Source organism: Microvirga sp. P5_D2, from assembly GCF_054049475.1.
Genome location: NZ_JBFUMH010000110.1, coordinates 1 through 18,136 on the forward strand (window position 1 = coordinate 1; position 18,136 = coordinate 18,136).

Here is an 18,136-nt window from a genome sequence, read left to right on the forward strand (position 1 = left end):
AATGCCTTCAAAGCCCAGAGCTCTCAACTCGAGTGCGTCGACAAAGGCGTCGATGACGCGCACCGGGTTATCGTCGCTGACCCAGTCCTCCAGGCTTTCGGGAAATAGGGTGGTCTGGCTGCGATCCACGMCTTCAACAAAGCGCCTCATCGGATCCTCCAAACAGAGCGGGCAATCCTACCACCAACCGCGTTTTGACACAGCCTGGGTCAGGAGCCGAGATTGACTGTCCTTTAGGAACGTCCGGTTTGATGAGGATTGCTGCCTTCGAGCTCGGATATCACAAGCGCCCGGAGCGGTCGTTTGCCTTAGCTCACGAGTGGAGCGTCGACTGAGCATACGACGCCCGTCTCAGAAAACTCGATCCGCACCTCACCCGCGAGTTCCTGCGCCAGGCTGCGCTCAATGAGCCGCGTGCCGAAGCCGCGGCGGACAGGCTTCTGGACAGGCGGTCCCGCCGTTTCCTGCCACATCAGATGCAAACGCGGAGGAGTGCTCGCGCCATTCAGGATCCAATGTACTCGGATCTGTCCTGTTCCGTTGGATAATGCCCCGTATTTCACGGCATTCGTCACAAGTTCCTGGAGCGCCATCGCAAGCGGCAGCGCCATGCGCGGCGGGACCTGTACGCTCGCGCCCTGCACGTGGATTCGGTTTTCTCCCCGGCTGCGGTAGGGCTCGACGGCCTGTGCAACAATGTCGTGAAGCGCCACATGCGCCCAGCTCCGGTCGGTCAGCACATTGTGAACCTGTGACAGCGCGATGAGACGGCTCTCGATGGCGTCCGAGGCATGATCCAGCGAGGGTGCGTTCCGCAGTGTCTGCGATGCGATGGACTGCACCGTCGTCAGAGTGTTTTTCACCCGGTGATTGAGCTCGCCGATCAGAAGGTCCTTCTCCCTTACGGCTGCTCGCAGCTCGTCTACCACCCGAAGACGCTCGATGGCGGCGCCAAGGAGATTGGCGTAGCTGCGGAGGAACTCGATGTCCGATTGCGTGAAATCCCGGGGTTCGCGACTGTCCACCTGGAGGACGCCGAAGGGTGGACGCCCCTTGCTGCTCAGCACGAGCACGTTCACAAATGCCTTGACCCCATGCTCCTTCATGAAGTCGTGGTACTCGAAGCGGTCCTCCTCATCGGAGTTCGTCGAGATGACCGCCCCCTCCTTGAGGGTCAGCCCTTCCGGTGAGTTCTCGGCCGCCGTGACAGTGACCTCTCCAATGATCCCTGGTCTCCACCCGACGCCTGCCCGGACTGCGAAAGTCCGACCGTTAGGCAGCAGTTCCATGAGCTTGGCAAGATCAGTTTCGAGGGCTCGACTGATGAGCTCGCAGGCCCTGTTCAGGATGTCATCGATGGTCTCGGTCTTGAGCGCGAAGTCCCCGAACTCAGCCAAGGCCCGCTGCTGCTCCAGTAACTCCTCTTGGTCGGTATCGTTTTGGGTGGCCATCTAATCGAGCTTCGCCGTGGTGAGAGGGTATTCAATTCTCCAAAGGTTCCAGGGTTCCAGATGCCTGACAGTTCCATGGGAGCATTAACCCCCGTCACAGTGGAATGTCGTGCCACAGGCATCCCTGCACCATTCCAGCAGGGGTCCGGCACGACGACGCTCACCGCCTACTGCGGCGACGTGGCGGACTTCCTGGCCATGCCGCTCCAGGGCCCGATCGAGGAGGTCGCGGCGGGTTTAATCCGGCTACCCACCGGCCGCGTGTTCCACCTCGACGACATTGTCGAGGCTCACCGGACCACGGCGGAGAACAGGGCGTGCGGCAAGATCGTGGTGCTGACCCGCTAAGGACAGGCGTTCTAAAACGGAAAGCCCGAAGGTCAGCACTCAGCGGCGCCATTTACCTACACCGGCGGATATTGATGGCCGCATCGCCCACAGGTCCGTGAATTGGTGTCAAGCAAATGACTTGTGTTAGACTTCATGTGAGTGGTGGCGAGGCGTAGAGTTACCCTTGTCTCGACGCACTTGGCTCAAGAGCGTCGATCGAACCCTCTGTCCGTAAGAAGGCCGTCGAGAGACTATTGGTCTGATCATAACCCGTTGAAACATGACTTTGTCCATCACGCGTGAGGCAACTAAGGAATGCGCCCATGAAAATCCTGATGGTGCTCACCTCACATGATCGGCTCGGCAATACCGGCAAGCCAACTGGTTTCTGGCTCGAAGAATTTGCCGCGCCCTACTATGTCTTCAAGGATGCTGGGGCCGAGATCACGGTCGCCTCGCCCAAGGGCGGCCAGCCACCGATCGATCCTAAGAGCGATGAGCCTGGCAACCAGACTGAGGCGATGGCGCGGTTCAAGAGCGATCCCGCCGCGCAAGAGGTTTTGGCGAACACCGCCAAGCTCAGCGACGTCCGGGCGGGCGACTATGACACTGTTTTCTATCCGGGCGGTCACGGCCCGATGTGGGATCTCGCTGACGATCCAACTTCGATCGCCCTGATCGAGGCGTTCTACAACGCCGGCAAGCCGGTCGCTGCCGTGTGCCACGGGCCGGCTGTGCTGCATCGCGTGACCTACCAGGGTCAGCCGATCGTCAAGGGCAAGCGCGTCACGGGCTTCACCAACTCCGAGGAGGAGGCCGTCCAGCTTACTAACGTCGTGCCGTTCCTCGTCGAGGATGAGCTGAAGCGGCTCGGAGGACGCTATGAGAAGGCTGCGGACTGGGAGAGCTTCGCCATCGTCGATGGCCGCTTGATTACCGGCCAGAACCCCGCCTCGTCGACTGCAGCGGCTCAGGAACTTATTAGACTCCTCAAGTAGTGCCCAATCTTCGACGGCTCGTTGGCGCCGCTTACTTGACGCCGCTCAAGTACGGTTAACATCGACGACGGCCGCGGCGAAGGCCTGCGGCGCCTCTTGGGGCAGGTTGTGACCGATACCGCCGGAGACCAGTCGATGCTCATACCTGCCGGAGAATTTCCTGGCATAAACCGCCGGGTCCGGGTGGGGTGCACCATTGGCATCCCCTTCCAGAGTGATCGTCGGAACGCTGATCAGCGGGAACGCGGCGAGCCGCTTTTCCAGATCGTCGTATCGGTGCTCACCGTCGGCCAATCCGAGTCGCCATCGGTAGTTATGGATGACGATGCTGACGTGATCCGGATTGTCAAAGGACGCTGCGCTGCGCTCGAATGTGGCATCGTCGAACTCCCATTTCGGCGAAGCGAGTCGCCAAATGAGCTTGGCAAAATCGTGCCGGTATCGATCATAGCCGATCTGACCACGGTCGGTGGCGAAATAGAACTGGTACCACCATTCGAGTTCGGCCTTGGGCGGCAGCGGCATCCTGCCGGCTTCCTGGCTGCCGATGAGATAACCGCTCACGGACACCATGGCCTTGCACCGCTCCGGCCAGAGCGCTGCGACGATGTTGGCCGTCCGCGCGCCCCAATCGCAACCGGCGAGCGTCGCCGTCTCGATCCTGAGGGCATCCATCAATGCGATGGCGTCGAGAGCGAGCGCCGAAGGCTGTCCGTTCCGGAACGTGTCATCCGAGAGGAAGCGCGTCGCGCCATAGCCGCGCAGATACGGCACGATCACCCGGTAGCCTGCCGAGGCCAGAAGAGGGGTCACATCCACATAGGTATGAATGTCGTAGGGCCAGCCGTGCAGAAGAATGACCACAGGGCCGTTGGCGGAGCCGGCTTCCGCGTACCCAACATTCAGGGCGCCCGCATCGATCTGCTTCAGCGAACCCAACGACGTATTCGTCCCCAGCTTTATCCCGGGTAGATCCAACGATCTTTCTCGGCTGGATTGTGCCTCCGCAGAACCCATCATACCGAGCCCCGTGGCAGCAACGGTCATAGCAGCAGTGCTCAACAGGCGGCGGCGATCATGATTAATCCCTTCGGACATTCATCTCCCTCCGGCAGCTTGGAACTGGTTATGTCGCGTGTGACAGACGACGCGCATCGCATACACGCCGCCCGCCTCCTTCCCTTCAACGCAGCGGCCTGAAGCTCGCGCGAAGCTCCTCCGTGAAGAATTGCGGCTGCTCCCATGCGGCGAAATGGCCGCCCTTGGGCAGGCGGTTGTAGTGAATCAGGTTCGGGAAGGCTTTCTCGGCCCAACTGCGCGGCGCGGTGTAGATTTCGTCCGGGAAAGCGCTCACCGCAACCGGAATGGTAACGCCCTTGGGCGCGAAGAAGGCGAGCTTGCTCTCCCAAAAGAGGCGCGCCGACGAGACACCTGTGTTGGTCAGCCAGTAGAGCGTGACGTTGTCGAGGATATCGTCGCGCGTGAGGCCCTCCGACTGCCCGTCGAAGACCCGTCCGATAAGTTTTTGGCTGGCCGCATCATGGTCGAGCATCCACGCGGCAAGGCCGATGGGCGAATCCTCGATCCCGTAAAGTGTCTGGGGACGATTGCCCATTTCCTGCGCGTAACCGACGCGGTGCTTGTAGAAGAAGTCGAGCTGGTCCCAGGCATATTTCTCGTCGCCCGAGAGGCCTGTCGGTGCAGGCCCGCCGGCAAGCGCCGCCGAAATATTGTCAGGAAGGGTTCCGGGCATGTTGGTGTGGATGCCAAGTAATCCTGCCGGCTTCTGAAGCGCCATTTGCTCGGAGATGGCATCACCCCAGTCGCCGCCCTGTGCGACATATTTCTTGTACCCCAACCGGTCCATCAGGACGGCCCAGGCGCGGGCGATGCGAATGGGATCCCATCCGAGCTCGGTGGGCTTGCCGGAAAAGCCGTACCCTGGAATCGATGGAATGACGACGTCGAACGCGTCTGCCGCTGTCCCGCCATGAGTTGTCGGATTGGTCAGCGGGTCGATGATCTTGAGTTGCTCGATAATCGAACCCGGCCAGCCATGCGTGACGATCACCGGCAGCGCGTTCGGATCCTTCGATTTGACGTGGATGAAGTGGATGTCGACGCCGTCGATGGTGGTGACGAACTGCGGCAGCGCGGCGAGCCGCTCCTCGACTTTTCGCCAGTCGTACTGGTTCGCCCAATAGTCGGCGAGCTTCTGCATCGTCGCGAGCCGCACGCCCTGTGTGTCGTCTGGCACCAACTCGCGGCTGGGCCACTTGGTTGACTTAATCCGCCGCTTGAGATCGGCCAGCTCCTCGTCGGACGCGCGGAAGTTAAATGGACGGATYGCCGTGTCTTCAGTCGCCGTGCCCGCTTGGGCGGGCTGCGCGGCCAAAGGCGTGGGAAACAGACTGACGGCGGCCACGATGGCTGATGTGGCCAGAAGCATTAAGGCTGAGGTGTTCAGAAAGGACATCGTCACTCTCCCTGCGTGTTGGCCGATGAGGGCCTCAGTCGACCGCTGTCGGTTCGGCATTCAATGACGCGATCAACTCGGCGGTGGTCAGGATCGCATGGGCGTAAGTCGGCCCATTGATCGCGTGAGCGGCATGCATGGCTTCTGGACTGGAAGCGGCGGTTGCATCCTTCACCAGAGTGACGTGGTAGCCGAGCTCCATGGCGAATCGGCCGGTCACCTCGATGCAGGTGTTGGCGATCATGCCAACAAGGATCACGTGGCTTATGTCGAACTGTCTCAGCTGCTGGTTGAGATCGGTGTTGGCGAACCCACTCGATCCCCAGTGCTCGTGCACGACGATGTCACCGGGTTGCGGCTGGAAGTCGTCGTGGAACGCGCCACCCCACGTCCCCTTGGCGAAGCTCTGCCGCTCGGCCCCGGCGAGTTGGTAGGGAGTGGGGTGGTGCCACTCCACATAGTCGCCCGGCTGCCAGCGGCGGTGGGGCACGAAGTAAATCTTGATGCCCTTGTCGCGGGCGACCCTGACGAGCGCCCGCAAATGGTCGAGCAGATTCACCTCCTCGGCAATCGCTTTGAAGTGCGGCCACAGCTTTCCGCCCTCGCTCAGAAAGTCATTATAAGGATCGACAAGCAGCAAAGCGGTTGTCGTGGGACTGTAGGTCGGTTGAGCCATCCTTTCGAAACTCCAGCGGGTTGATGATTAGAAACTTGCCCTGCGCGAACCGGAGCCTTGGGCAGCGGATCAGCCGAACGTGAAAGCAAAAACCTCCACGCCCGAACCGAGAAACTCGATCTCGAACTGCCGATTTGCGATCGGTTTCGGTTGTCGGATCAGCTGGTACAGACGTTGTTCGGTCACTGTGCCATTGCCTTGTTCGTCAACGTCAATGCCGTGGGCCGCGCCTGGCGGCCCTCCATCGATCAGCACGCGAAATCTCAGGGAGGTTCCCGGCGCTGCCGGGCCCATGACGAGATGCAGATCGCGGGCGTGGAAACGGTACGCGATGCGCCCGTTAGGCTTGTTCAACGTGGCGGTGTCCGTCTTCACCGTCCAATCGCCGGACAGCGCCCATTGATTCAGACGCAGTCCCGCAGGCAGCTCGTACATGCGAGGCTTGTCCAGGACTGCCCCGCCGGGCGAAGCAAAGCCCTCGGTACGCTCATACCCGATATAGTTTTCCGGAGACTTCAGGCTTCTCCAATCGGCTGCCGCTTCGACACCGCCGGCATCGACCGAGACCGGCTCACGGTCGATTTCGCTCTTTCCCGCCTCGGCCAGCAATTCTTGAAGGATCATCTCCGACTGTTCGTATGAGCCCTCGCCAAACTGATGATGGCGAACGCGCCCCTGCGCATCGATGAAATACAGTGCCGGCCAGTATTGGTTCTCAAAGGCTCGCCAGATGACATGCTCACTGTCCACGGCGACCGGATACTTGATCCGCATGTCGTTCACGGCCCGGCGCACGTTGCCCAGGTCCTTTTCAAATGCGAACTCCGGTGCATGGACGCCAATCACCACCAGTCCATGATCCTTGTACTTTTCAGCCCAGGCGCGGACATAAGGGAGTGTGCGCCGCCAGTTGATGCAGGTGTAGGTCCAGAAGTCGATGAGGACGACTTTTCCGCGCAGAGCCGACGCCGTCAGAGGCTGCGAATTGAGCCACGCGTCCGCGCGCTCAAGGGAAGCCAGCTCGGCTTCCCCGGCAATTGGGCCCGTAGGCAGCCCGTGAAGGAACGGAACCCGGACCCCTGGCGCTGTTGGTGGCTGCGACATGGTCATGTCCTCTCCAAAGCCCGTAACCGTGGCTCCGAGGGCGATGGCGAGTACCGCCGCAACCAGGAGCTTGTTGGTGGCCATCGGTGAATACCCTTCCGGAATCCCATCAATATTGCCGCGCCGAAGTCCTCAAAAAGATCAGCGGAGCGGCCGGAACGCGGCACGAACCTCTTCAGAGAAAAGCTCCGGCTGCTCCCACGCGGCGAAGTGGCCGCCCTTGTCGACCTTGTTGTAGTAGATGAGTTTGGGATACGCCCGCTCGGTCCAACTCCGCGGGGCTTGATATTGCTCGCCAGGAAAGACAGTCACCGCCACCGGGATGGCGACACCCTTGGCGTTGAAAAAGCCACCCTTGTATTCCCAATAGAGACGCGACGCGGAGACCCCCGTGTTCGTCAGCCAGTAGAGTGTGATGTTGTCGAGAATCTCGTCCCGTGTCAGTTCGCCGGTGGCGCTCGTGGTCCGGTTCAGAGCCGTGGCGACCGCCGCCGCCGGCTGGCCATCAGCGTCATTGTGGTCGAGAAGCCAGGCGGCGAGGCCGATGGGGGAATCCGCAATGCCGTAGAGGGTTTGCGGGCGCGACCCCATCAGCCTGGCGTAGTCGACTTGCTTGAACGTTCGAACCAGCTGCTCATAGGCGCGCTGTTCGTCGGCTGCGAGACCCGCTGGCGCCGGGCCGCCGGCGAGCAGAGCCTTGTCGATGTCGCCTGGAACAGTGGCCGGCATGTTGGTGTGGATGGCGAGCAGCCCCGCCGGCGCCTGCAAGCCCATCTGATCGACGACAAACGCACCCCAGTCCCCGCCCTGGGCGACGTAGCGGGTGTAGCCCAGGCGCTTCATCAGCTCCGGCCAAGCATGGGCCATGTGCTCGGGGCCCCAGCCTGTGCTCGTCGGCTTGCCTGAAAACCCGTATCCAGGCATCGACGGGATCACAACGTCAAAGGCGTCCTCCGCCCGTCCTCCATGAGCTGTGGGATTGGTCAGGGGATCGATGATTTTCAACTGCTCGATGATCGAGCCGGGCCACCCGTGCGTGACGATGAGTGGCATCGCGTTCGGATGCGGCGAGCGAACGTGAATGAAATGTATGTCCAGCCTGTCGATGTTCGTTACGAACTGCGGGTAGGCATTCAGCTTCGCCTCGGCCTTGCGCCAGTCGTAGTCTGTCCCCCAGTAGCTCGCCAGCTCTTTCATCATTGCCAATGGCACGCCCTGCGACTGATCCGTGACCGTCTCCTGGTCGGGCCACCGAGTCATCGCGATACGGCGGCGGAGATCGGCGAGTTGCTCTTCCGGGATATTGACGCGGAAGGGACGGATTGCCGTGTCTTCAGTCGCGGCGGACGATGTGACGGGCTGCGCGACCAAGGGCGTGGGGAGCAAGCCGACGGTTGCCGACGCGACCAAAAACATTGTGACTGAAGTGGTGAGAAAGGACATCGCCATTCTCCCTGTCGGTCAAGCAAACCACACGGTACAGGAACGCCGCCGGCAAAGCCGTCGATCAAAAACGGCCTATCGGAGAGCCAAGGTCCAACGCACGAATATAACGTATGTGAACAGGATACGCCTCCCAGCCTGGCTGACAAGCGAAGCTGCGCGATAACTCTATTCCTTCCAAGAGATCAGGTCCGACATTGGAGCCGTCGCTCACGACGGCAGCTGCCGTCCGGTCTGTTCCTGGACGATGTACTCGGCGTACCAATCAGGCCAACCCTCATCATGCTGGCCGGTGCGCTTTTCGTGCTCGCCATGCGCGGCCGCCGCACGACGGAGCGCGGTCGCGAGTTCATTCGGCGAGGTGAATATCGTGTCGTCCGCGTCGACGCGTCCGGGTAAGCGCTGGGTGACCTCCTGCAACAGCCAGCTGTTTCCATCCGGATCGCTGAACGTGGCGAACGAGTTGTAACTGCGCCGTTCCGGATCGGGTCCGCTTAAGGGGCCCTCCCCAACGGCGGCACGGTGGAACACTTCACTCACGTCGACACCACGCTCGACGAGTTCGGCGCGTGCGGCCTCGATGTCGGACACGACGAGATAAAGTCTCTGTGCCGAACCCGGCCCGGCCGAGGTGACGCCCTTGCCGAAGTGGATCGAGCACGGCGAGCCAGGAGGCGTAAACTGGACGACCCGGAAGGCATCGCCCTTGACGAAGTCGGCATCGAGCCTCCAACCCAAGCCGCCGTAAAAGCGTTTGGCGCGGTCAACGTCCGAAACAGGGATGACGACGACCTCAAGCTTCATATCGAGCGTCCGAGTTCTTGTGAACTCGCCTGCAGCTTCACTGCGCACAGGAGGACTGCTCATGTCGATCTCCTCAGATTTCGGTGCCTTGAGAGTGGCAACGCACGTCCAAGCGCGTGAGTCACAGCAAAGTCATACAGCGAAATCGATATTGTTACCGAGGCACTCAAACCATGCAGTACAGGAGCAACGTCAACAACGTTATCGATGAAGAGCGGCTCGTCGGGGAGCCCATATCCAACGCAGGGCTTTAACTCATGTGAACAGGATACGCCTTCTTGCCATGGCGGGAAAGCGGCGCTGGGTCATTCTCTGTCGATCCCCTGTCCTTTGCGAACGCCTGCTCTGGATGAGATAGCTGCCCTCAGCCTAACTTCTTAGATGTGCCAAGAGGCGACGTTAGAGATCGATCGCCATTGCGAGGGGCTGTCGGCGCGGCCACTAGGATAAAGTGGCAGAGGGAAGGCTAACATCGGCAGAAGGATTTCCACGAACGTGGAAAGATCATGCATCCGTCCATGAGCCGTTCTACTCTGGAATGAGGACAACGAGATCCATCGCGGATCACGGCTGAGCCTTCGCACCGAAATCCTCCAGCACTGCCACGAGCGCCTCCGGCCGCACCCTCACCGATCCCGCGAAGGGGTGGTTCATGGCGATGATCACCAGCAGGCCCGAGAAGATCAGGAAGGCGAGGATCCCCGTCATCATCGAATGAGCGCGCAGGTTCTCGGTGCCAAAGAAAAGCGTGAAGCCGATCGTCAGGACGGCGCCGCCGAAGAGCACGAACCAGAGCACCCCAGGGACCGCGCCGGAGGCCAAGATGAGCCGCGTGCGGCGGGCCTCGGTCAAGACGTCAAGCTGGCGGAGCGCCTCGGCCAAAACGACCGTTCCGCGGCCGTCGCTGGGGGTGAATATCAGCAGGGTTGCGTAGGCGGCGTCCAGCGCGCGCGTCACTGCGGGGCCTGACTCGCTCCGCTCCATCGCGGGCCAGTCCTCCGTGATCGCTGCCCTGACGTAGCGGGTCAAGCCGTCGCGGAGGGCGGCGCCGGGATCACCCCCGATTCCGTCCGCCAGGCGGTAGAGGGTCGCTGCGGCACTGGCCTCCTGGGCCGCCGCATTCTCCGCCACGCTGAACTTTTCCCAGACGATGATGACGGCAAAAGCCAGCAGCACTGCATAGAGCACGCCGACGGTCGCAAACGTGAAGCCGGCGACCTCGTTGTTGATACGGAGCCGCTCTGAAGCCACGCGCTTACGGACGAGAACGGGGGCCGCCATGGCAAGGAGCGTTGCCCCGCCGACAAGGAGGACGCCAGACAGCCATAATGGCAGGGTGCTCAGGAGTGCCATGTGTCGACCCGCTCCAGTTCAGGTAAATATGACGGATGGGAGCAACTGTGCGCAAGCAGCAACGGCCTTGCTGCAGCAGGCCAATTAACGGCTCTGCTGAGGGGCAGTGCCAAGCCCGACCCGTTTTCCTGCCTCACCTCTAGCCAGACTGGCGATAAACACCTGGACCCGCCGTATAACATCAAGATCGATGGTCATGCGGTCGGCAAGGGCAAGGTGCGCCACCGCGAGTTTGCCATGGCCTCCGGCGAGATGAGTGAGAGCGAGTTCACCCGCTATCTGCAGGAGAGCCTTGGTGCTTGTGCTGCGGTTTCTCGGGATGGCGCCGTGCATTTCGTCTGCATGGATCATCATCATGTCGACGAGCTGACGCAGGCATGCCGCTCGGTTTATGGACCGCGCCTCGGCATGTGGCACGTCAGGCCCGTGCAAGCACCAGGCAATCGAGCACGGCGCTATAGTGGAAGGCGGCGGCGGCGAGGACGAATGTGTGCCAGATCGCATTTTGAAAGCGCAGGCTCTCCCAAAGGTGGAACACCACGCCGGCTGTGTAGAGAATGCCGCCGATGGCAAGAAGCCAAATGGTGGAGGCGGGAAGCGTGCCGAACACAGATTCATAGGCCATAACGCCGCTCCAACCCAGGAACAGGTAGAGCAGGATCGAGAGGCGGTCGAACCGACCCGGGAAGCGGAGTTTGAGTACGATCCCGACCATGGAAGTCAGCCACACGCCGACCAGCAGCACAAGGGACTCGGCGTTCGTCTTCATTTGCGTGATGAAGGGTGTGTAGGTGCCGGCAATCAGGAGATAAATGGCCGAATGGTCGAACCGTCGCAGCATCCATTTGATGGGCGAGACAGGCCAAAGGTTATAGAGCGCCGAGACGGTGAGCGCCGTTAGAAGGCTGACACCATAGATCAGAATGGACGTAAACTCCCACGCTCCGACGGTCGGGGCGGCCATGATGAGCAAGGCGCTGATGGAGACGATCCCGATCGTTACACCTACCACATGCACGATGCCATCGGTGAGGATCTCTTTCTTATCGTAGTTCCATTTCAAGTTCACTACCTCTGCAGAAGGGTTGATTCAGGATACCACCGGATCCGGTCGCCAGGAGATAGGTTGCCGAACTGAAACTACCAGAAGCGGCACCCGGCTTCGCTACAGACGGCCCGCTAGCTGTCGAGCAAATTCATTTCGGCATAAAACATCCGGCCAACCCGGGATCAGGTGGCAAACGCCGCCACACGTGGCTCCGCGCTTCGATTGCGCTCGTCTCTGCATAGAGCCCGGGTCAATGCTTACGAGCCTGCACCAAGTAAACGGCTACAGTTGTCTCTCCGAGTGCTTTGCAGGCTTCCAAGCGATGCAGACCCTCCACCAGGACATAGCGTTTGCCATCAGGGCGCACAAGAATAGGTGCCTCCTGCCCCTTTGTCAGAATGCTCTCGGCGAGGGCGTCAACCTTCTGTCGGTCAAGGGTCTGGCGCCGCTGGACAGGGACGTAGACATCCTGAACCGGAATGATCTGCTTCTTCATCATCTCTGCTGCTCCAGTGTCGTCTTGAACCAAAGCTTAGGCGTTGCCGGTCGGTTTTGACATCAGGTCTTCTCCTGCGGCACACGCCTAATTGGGCGATAAAAGCCAATTCTAAATGCAGGGCGGGGCCAGCATCGCTAGGCTTCGGCTCGCTATCCAACTCCTTGTGCTCCAACCTCCACCCCAAGTCTGATGCTTGCCGCCCGAGGATCGTATTTATGAATGCTATACTTTGACCATGCTCCGACGGGAAAAGTCATCCAAGCAAGCAATCCAGAATGAATGTTGTGCGATGGGTCTGATCGGGAGCGAAATACACGACGCATCGTTTCTCTAGCTTTGCGCCTGCGACGCGGGTTGACCCCCTTGTTGGGTCGCAATCCAGATCGTGTGTCTTGCGCCCCCACGTGTTCCGTTGGCGCGGGCACCTACCTCTTCCACGCCAAATCCCGCCTTGCGCAGGTCCTGGGTGAAGGCTTTATTCGGCGCCGATGACCACACGGCAAAGACGCCACCAGGGGTCAGTGCCGTCCGAGCGGAGCTAAGCCCCGACAAGTCGTAGAGGCTATCATTGGCCTTGCGTGTCAGCCCCTCGGGTCCATTGTCGACATCGAGCATGATCACATCGTAGGCGGACCGGCTCGATCGTATCAGGCCGCCGACATCCCCTTCGAAGATGCTGACGCGCGGATCGGCAAGGCTATCGCCGAAGACTTCGGCCATGGGACCTCGGGCCCATGCCACGACGGCAGGTACCAGTTCAGCCACAGTGACCTGAGCATCGGGCCCGAGCTCAGCAAGCGCAGCGCGAAGCGTAAAGCCCATCCCCAACCCGCCGATAAGGATCTGTGGTCGCTCGCGGCCCCGAAGTCTCAGGCAAGACAGCTTGGCGAGCGCCTCCTCGGAGCCACTGAGGCGGCTGTTCATCAACTCGTTGCTGCCCARCATGATGGAGAACTCGGCCCCCCGCCTCTTGAGGCGCAACTCGCCCCCGTTGCCGGGGACTTTTGCCGTGTCGAGTAAGACCCAAGGAATCATGAAGAACTCTTCAGTCAGCATTATTATTTCGCCGGACCGTGTACAGGAGAATGCACTTGTCGSGAAYGCCGATCAACGGGCACACGCTCATCCATGTCTTTGGTCAACGCGTCGCACTCTCTTGCTCGTGATCCTTTCCAAGGAATGCGCCGAGCAGGGTCGTTCGCAGGGCGATGCGAGAGGGCGCTATCGCTTGCCGCCGGATGGTTTCGCGGGCGTGCTGCCTTTGTCCTTGTTCGCGAAGGGCGAGGTCGGGATTGCGTCCTTCGGCTTGTCCTTCTTCGGCTTTTTTGCYTCGCGGTTGCCGCGTTGTTCGCCTTTGGCCATRGCTTGTCTCCGTTGTCGTTAAGAGCCTGGGAAAGATCATCTCAGTCGTGGGACGACTTGTCGAGCAGATGGTCGAAGTCAGCCAGCACGCGGTCGATCAGCTTGAGTCGGCGTAGATCGCTTGCATCCAAGCTCTGCGTGAAGAGGCCAAGCAGATAGCGCGCCTTCTCGACGGCCTCCGGCCAATCGGCGGCGGGGGCGGCTGCCAGCAGGTCTTCGAGTTCCGCTTGTCTTGCGTGCAGAGCCGCTTGGTCGGCTTCGACTTCGGACCGCAGACGTCGGAGGTCGGTTGCCTTCTGTGCGGCCATGCCGCGATGAGCATCGAGATTGGTCGGTTGATCAGCCAAGGTCTGGTTCCTCCGTATCTGTTACCTGCGCATCCGGTGGTGAGCGGATCACCTAAGCACGTTCGATCAGCAGGGAGGCCAGCGTCTTGGCCAACCGCTCATTCTGTCCAACGGGTTCAGGCGTCACGTCGTGCCATTCATGTGCTCGAAGCGCCCAGCCGATATCCGAGAGACTGCCGAGAGGCTCATGCGGCCAAGCAGGCTCGCCCGTGGGCGTCAGGATCATAAACTGCCGTGAAGCCTTCATGCCCACGCGGGCAACGTACAGGATCTCATCGCTCCGTCGAAGCAGTGCAACCGGTTCGTAAATCCGGGATCCGTGGAAATACGCCTCGCCGTTGGTCAAATCTCGGATGCCCTCGCAGAGATCTCGCTCTCCCGCACGGCACGTTCGCCGAAGCCGGACGATTTGATGCGGTACGAGGCTTCACCGGTCTGATCGGCCGGCATGAGCCGCGTCACCTCGTAGATGCCGCTTGAGTTGGCACGCTTGTCCGAGAAATTCGGATGGGTGATGCGAACCAACTGATGAATCTTATACTTGTGAGACATTCGTTACTCCTGAAGCTGAGCTGCTATTGGGCAGGGTAGGGCCGGGAACCAAGGCGCGATGGTAGCGGCTGAAAACGAAAAGGCCGCCCACGCGGGGCGGCCTCAAGACTTAGCGGCGCAGAAATGTATCTTGCGCTGTCATCAACGCTTATGCGGTCTCGATGTTGTTGACGGCAATCTTGCCGGAGCGGCGGTCCTCGGCCGTGTCGAAGGCAACCTTCTGGCCCTCGACGAGGTTGCGCATGCCGGCGCGTTCCAGAGCGGTGGCATGGACGAAAACGTCCTTGCTGCCGTCACTCGGTTGGATGAAGCCGAAGCCCTTCATGTCGTTGTAGAATTTTACAGTGCCCGTGATCATGGGAGTAGCCTTTCGCGATTGCTGCAGATGCACGTGAGCAAAGGCGCGCACAAGCGCGGCCTTATCTCGGTTCGTCGATGTAATGGTAAGAAAGTCCGAACGTGCGCCTGGCAGTGCCAAAAGCGAAACGACCCGATTGTCCGGCCAAAATCCGATAATATTAATATATGCATCATCCTGAATTATAGCAAGTACTGTCCCTCATATTCCTTCGAGTTGAAAGAACTTATGTTCGCTCAGCTTGATTGATAGATAGCACTACCCATGACAGTAGCAGCACAAATCCAATATTTGTGGCATCGTCCAGAGCCGCTTCTCCTGCTGCTGCGGAAGCGTCGCTCGGACGATTGCGGGCGGTTGGATCTCAGGATCAGACGGAGCTATGAGGCTCGAATGGGTTCGCGCAAGCGTTACATAAAGCCTGCCGGTTAGTATCCAGAGCCGATCAATTCCTCAGTGATCACACGAAAATTCACCAGAGTGCTTGGTCCAAAGGTGAGGGTCAGCGGGACGTCGGCAGCATCGCGGCCGCGGGYAATCAAGATCCTGCCGATCCGCGGATCGTTGTTGCGTGGATCGAACGTATGCCAGCGCCCACCCAAAAAGACCTCGATCCAGGCGGCAAAGTCCTGGGGCGCGTGAGGCAACGGAAGGCCGATGTCACTGATATAGCCGGTGCAATAGCGGGCCGGGATGTTGAGGCATCGGCAAAGCGCGAGCGCCAAATGAGCATAGTCGCGGCACACGCCGCGCTTTTCCTCAAAGGCCTCGGCAGCCGTACGCGTTGCCCGAGAGTGCTCATACCCGAAGGTGATATGATCGTGCACGTAGTCGCAGATCGCTTGCACGCGGGCCCAGCCCAACGGCGTTGTTCCAAAGAGGCTCCAGGCGACGTCGGAGAGGCAATCCGTTTCGCAGTATCGGCTTCCCAGCAGGAAGAGCAGAGTTTCTGCGGGAAGGTTTTGGATCTGAATCTGCTCAGCACCCGGATCTGTCACGTCCCACTGGCCTGTATCGCGGACAACGGTTTCTGTCCTGAGGCTGATCCTCCCAATTGGGGCTACGAGACGGTTACACCAGTTTCCGAAACTGTCCCGGTATCCCTCCACAGGGACCGATGGCACCGTGATGAGGTAATCGGGCCGCTCCAGGTCGGACACTCTCGATGAGTGGACATTAAGGATCGCGATCATGGGCGTGACTTGCCCGACCTCGTAGGTCATCTCGCAGCCGACGCGAATCCGCATGGGTTTATCCTTAGCCGTCCAGTGCAGTGGAATTCCATCCGCCAGCGATCAGGGTTGATCTTCTCCCGAATCGGGACGGAGATCCAGCCGTTCACCCAGTGACGTCTGTCTCCGGCCGGTCCTTTCCCAAAGACACTTCTTCGTGCCAATCACCAGCCTCGTCCTGGAATTCGATGTCCTCGGTCGCGCCCGGCAGCTTCTGTTCAGCAGCGGCCCTCTCCGCCGCCTTGCGGGCTTCGTCATGAGTGGCGTAGCGTTCCGAGAAGACGTCTCCGACCTTGTAAGCCCATCCGCCCTCGTGCTCCACGATCCTGTAGTGAACATTGGCCATCGCTACTCTCCCATAGGACTCATTCAGAGCGAACAACGTACCAAAAGAGACAGCTCGGCATTCAACTGCCGTAGTGCTCTGGACGCCAGGAAAACACCTCATCGCCATTTTGGCCCAAGATCCGCAAGCCATCCGGCTTTTGCGGCATGTTCAAGGTCTCAAAGAGCGACCGGGCTCTGACCTTCGCATCCTCCAGATCGGTTGTATCATATTCAACCCGATCCAGTGTGGCATGTGCTTCGTCCATATCCCGGATACGAAAGAACTCGATCATAAACATCGCAGAAGCTCCGCCTTGCTAAACGAACCGATATGCTTTCCAGGCGGGCTGCCCGTTCGCAGTAATTTCAAACCTGACCTTTGACGTTCTATCGGCGATACGATGAGGGGTGYCGATCAAGTATCCAGCCCGTGAGAGTGCCAGAGCTCGAGCCTTGCCACAGCCACGTGGGAATTTGCCATCCTTCAGAATTCGCTCTGCGAGAACCCCGAGAAAATACATATCCCGATGGTCCAGCATGGTCTCTTCTTCATTCATTCTCAAATCCGTTCCAGGGCTTAATCTGCCGGGACTCTTGCATGTGCGATGAAAGATATTCATTCGGATGTATCGCTTTCCGGCAGAGTAGCCAGGTCGGCATCGTTGCGGGCGAGAAGTGCCTGCAGAACTGCCAGAGTAGCTTCATCCGCTGCGGCGGCGGCAAGCTCGAAGGCAGCTATCGCGTAAGTCTCGGCATCCTCAGCGCGGCCTTCGAGGAGGTAGACCTCATGGTGTTCCTTCCACATTGCCCGACCGGCATCGAAGCCAGACTTCTTCTCCGCTAGCCACGTCTTCACCCTGACATTGGCGACCTCGACGGCAACGCGGTTGTCGTAGATGCGTTGCTCGACACGGTCGAGCTGGCTCTCAAGAACATTCTGCGAGTGGTCAAAGGTTGCCACGCCATTCGATTTCAATGCTTCAAGTCGGCGATCGAGACCGTGGAGCTTGATACGAAGCTCATCGCACAAACGGCCGATACGCTCACTCATGCCTCGCTCCCTTTAGTGCCCGCTGCGATGATGAAGTCTGGAGCGGACCGGCACCATCTCCCGACCGCCATTCGTGGCTGAATTGGCTGACAATTCCCGTGCTGAAGACCTCGGCTCCCAGCCCCGCCGTTTGGGCCTCCGTCACGGCGGCGTTGACGGCCAAAACGCGGGAGCCGTACTCCCCATGGTGTTTGCCATTCACCCGGATGCGCCAAGCGCCATGATGTCGAACGATGTAAAACTCCGTTGTCATAGTGGATCTCCACTGGCTACTCGCTGGGACGGAAGAGTCGGCCGTCGGTCCCAATCCTGCGGCAACCTCAAAACTGCTTGCCTACCATCCAGCCCTCGACATCAGCTTTGGCAGTTTCATAGGGCAGGCTATAGCGAACCTTCACCAGAGTGATCAGTTGTTCCTCGTTCTTGATCTGCGACAGGTCCAAGGTCGTCAGGCAACTCCACTGGCGTTTCGCATCGCTGCGGTAGCCTGTCTTGCGTGTCACGGTTTCATCGCTTTCGCCGCCTCTAAAGCCAAACATCGTAGCCTCCATTGTTTGGGGCTGGTCTCGTCGTACAGTGACCGGCTCAAAGCTGCTTATCCAAAGCCCAGAACTCGACATCTCTAGTCGCCTGCTCGTGGGAGAGACTGTAGGTCTCCTCGACTTTCTCGATGAGCTCCGACGAGGTTCGGATCCCTATCATCTCTATCGCCGCGAACCGATCCC

The 18,136-nt window shown here is 59.9% G+C and carries 23 protein-coding genes and 1 pseudogene; 2 read left to right on the forward strand and 22 right to left on the reverse strand.

The window, feature by feature from the left end:
• Positions 1-150, reverse strand: a pseudogene (locus tag ACXJKO_RS21800) (IS5/IS1182 family transposase); the annotation flags it as partial.
• Between the two features lie 158 nt (positions 151-308).
• A complete protein-coding gene (locus ACXJKO_RS21805; RefSeq protein WP_457093169.1) occupies positions 309-1,451 on the reverse strand; it encodes a sensor histidine kinase in 1,143 nt (380 codons plus the stop codon).
• A gap of 60 nt (positions 1,452-1,511) precedes the next feature.
• On the opposite strand from ACXJKO_RS21805, the gene ACXJKO_RS21810 reads away from it, so the two are divergent.
• Positions 1,512-1,799: a zinc-binding dehydrogenase gene (locus ACXJKO_RS21810; protein ID WP_457093170.1), complete on the forward strand. Its 288-nt coding sequence runs from the start codon at positions 1,512-1,514 to the stop codon at positions 1,797-1,799.
• A 305-nt stretch (positions 1,800-2,104) separates the two neighbouring features.
• Positions 2,105-2,779 carry a type 1 glutamine amidotransferase domain-containing protein gene (locus tag ACXJKO_RS21815; RefSeq protein ID WP_457093171.1) on the forward strand — a complete coding sequence of 225 codons (675 nt, stop codon included), beginning with the start codon at positions 2,105-2,107 and terminating at the stop codon, positions 2,777-2,779.
• 45 nt (positions 2,780-2,824) lie between these two features.
• Here ACXJKO_RS21815 and ACXJKO_RS21820 read toward each other — a convergent pair whose 3' ends face one another.
• The 20 genes from ACXJKO_RS21820 to ACXJKO_RS21915 form a co-directional block, all read right to left on the reverse strand.
• Positions 2,825-3,877, reverse strand: a complete 1,053-nt coding sequence (locus ACXJKO_RS21820; RefSeq protein ID WP_457093172.1) for an alpha/beta fold hydrolase — start codon at positions 3,875-3,877, stop codon at positions 2,825-2,827.
• Positions 3,878-3,962: 85 nt separating this feature from the next.
• Positions 3,963-5,255 carry an epoxide hydrolase family protein gene (locus ACXJKO_RS21825; protein WP_457093173.1) on the reverse strand — a complete coding sequence of 431 codons (1,293 nt, stop codon included), beginning with the start codon at positions 5,253-5,255 and terminating at the stop codon, positions 3,963-3,965.
• Between the two features lie 34 nt (positions 5,256-5,289).
• Positions 5,290-5,931 (reverse strand): isochorismatase family cysteine hydrolase, encoded by a 642-nt coding sequence (locus ACXJKO_RS21830; protein WP_457093174.1) that lies wholly within the window; start codon positions 5,929-5,931, stop codon positions 5,290-5,292.
• Positions 5,932-6,000: 69 nt separating this feature from the next.
• Positions 6,001-7,119, reverse strand: coding sequence for a thioredoxin family protein (locus tag ACXJKO_RS21835; RefSeq protein ID WP_457093175.1), 1,119 nt, complete (start codon positions 7,117-7,119; stop codon positions 6,001-6,003).
• Positions 7,120-7,176: 57 nt separating this feature from the next.
• Entirely contained in the window at positions 7,177-8,478 is a 1,302-nt protein-coding gene (locus ACXJKO_RS21840; protein ID WP_457093176.1) for an epoxide hydrolase family protein, read from the reverse strand.
• 210 nt (positions 8,479-8,688) lie between these two features.
• Positions 8,689-9,345: a VOC family protein gene (locus tag ACXJKO_RS21845; RefSeq protein WP_457093177.1), complete on the reverse strand. Its 657-nt coding sequence runs from the start codon at positions 9,343-9,345 to the stop codon at positions 8,689-8,691.
• A 501-nt stretch (positions 9,346-9,846) separates the two neighbouring features.
• A complete protein-coding gene (locus ACXJKO_RS21850) occupies positions 9,847-10,635 on the reverse strand; it encodes a bestrophin-like domain (protein WP_457093178.1) in 789 nt (262 codons plus the stop codon).
• A 418-nt stretch (positions 10,636-11,053) separates the two neighbouring features.
• Positions 11,054-11,704: a PAQR family membrane homeostasis protein TrhA gene (gene trhA, locus ACXJKO_RS21855; protein ID WP_457093179.1), complete on the reverse strand. Its 651-nt coding sequence runs from the start codon at positions 11,702-11,704 to the stop codon at positions 11,054-11,056.
• 229 nt (positions 11,705-11,933) lie between these two features.
• Positions 11,934-12,182 (reverse strand): ParB N-terminal domain-containing protein, encoded by a 249-nt coding sequence (locus tag ACXJKO_RS21860; protein WP_457093180.1) that lies wholly within the window; start codon positions 12,180-12,182, stop codon positions 11,934-11,936.
• Between the two features lie 330 nt (positions 12,183-12,512).
• Positions 12,513-13,217: a spermine/spermidine synthase domain-containing protein gene (locus tag ACXJKO_RS21865; protein WP_457093191.1), complete on the reverse strand. Its 705-nt coding sequence runs from the start codon at positions 13,215-13,217 to the stop codon at positions 12,513-12,515.
• A 186-nt stretch (positions 13,218-13,403) separates the two neighbouring features.
• Complete coding sequence (locus tag ACXJKO_RS21870) at positions 13,404-13,544, reverse strand: hypothetical protein (RefSeq protein ID WP_457093181.1); 141 nt, start codon at positions 13,542-13,544, stop codon at positions 13,404-13,406.
• Between the two features lie 41 nt (positions 13,545-13,585).
• Positions 13,586-13,891 carry a hypothetical protein gene (locus tag ACXJKO_RS21875; protein WP_457093182.1) on the reverse strand — a complete coding sequence of 102 codons (306 nt, stop codon included), beginning with the start codon at positions 13,889-13,891 and terminating at the stop codon, positions 13,586-13,588.
• A gap of 52 nt (positions 13,892-13,943) precedes the next feature.
• Complete coding sequence (locus tag ACXJKO_RS21880; protein WP_457093183.1) at positions 13,944-14,237, reverse strand: hypothetical protein; 294 nt, start codon at positions 14,235-14,237, stop codon at positions 13,944-13,946.
• Positions 14,234-14,443, reverse strand: coding sequence for a hypothetical protein (locus ACXJKO_RS21885; RefSeq protein ID WP_457093184.1), 210 nt, complete (start codon positions 14,441-14,443; stop codon positions 14,234-14,236). The genes ACXJKO_RS21880 and ACXJKO_RS21885 overlap by 4 nt, the downstream gene beginning before the upstream one ends.
• 148 nt (positions 14,444-14,591) lie before the next feature.
• Positions 14,592-14,801 carry a cold-shock protein gene (locus ACXJKO_RS21890; protein ID WP_457093185.1) on the reverse strand — a complete coding sequence of 70 codons (210 nt, stop codon included), beginning with the start codon at positions 14,799-14,801 and terminating at the stop codon, positions 14,592-14,594.
• 428 nt (positions 14,802-15,229) lie between these two features.
• The gene (locus ACXJKO_RS21895) at positions 15,230-16,048 is read right to left on the reverse strand and encodes a transglutaminase-like domain-containing protein (protein ID WP_457093186.1); all 819 of its coding nucleotides are present in this window, start codon (positions 16,046-16,048) and stop codon (positions 15,230-15,232) included.
• 91 nt (positions 16,049-16,139) lie between these two features.
• Positions 16,140-16,379, reverse strand: coding sequence for a hypothetical protein (locus tag ACXJKO_RS21900; RefSeq protein WP_457093187.1), 240 nt, complete (start codon positions 16,377-16,379; stop codon positions 16,140-16,142).
• 61 nt (positions 16,380-16,440) lie between these two features.
• Complete coding sequence (locus ACXJKO_RS21905) at positions 16,441-16,659, reverse strand: hypothetical protein (protein ID WP_457093188.1); 219 nt, start codon at positions 16,657-16,659, stop codon at positions 16,441-16,443.
• A gap of 317 nt (positions 16,660-16,976) precedes the next feature.
• A complete protein-coding gene (locus ACXJKO_RS21910) occupies positions 16,977-17,411 on the reverse strand; it encodes a hypothetical protein (protein ID WP_457093189.1) in 435 nt (144 codons plus the stop codon).
• 320 nt (positions 17,412-17,731) lie between these two features.
• A complete protein-coding gene (locus tag ACXJKO_RS21915) occupies positions 17,732-17,950 on the reverse strand; it encodes a hypothetical protein (RefSeq protein ID WP_457093190.1) in 219 nt (72 codons plus the stop codon).
• Between the last annotated feature and the right edge of the window lie 186 nt (positions 17,951-18,136).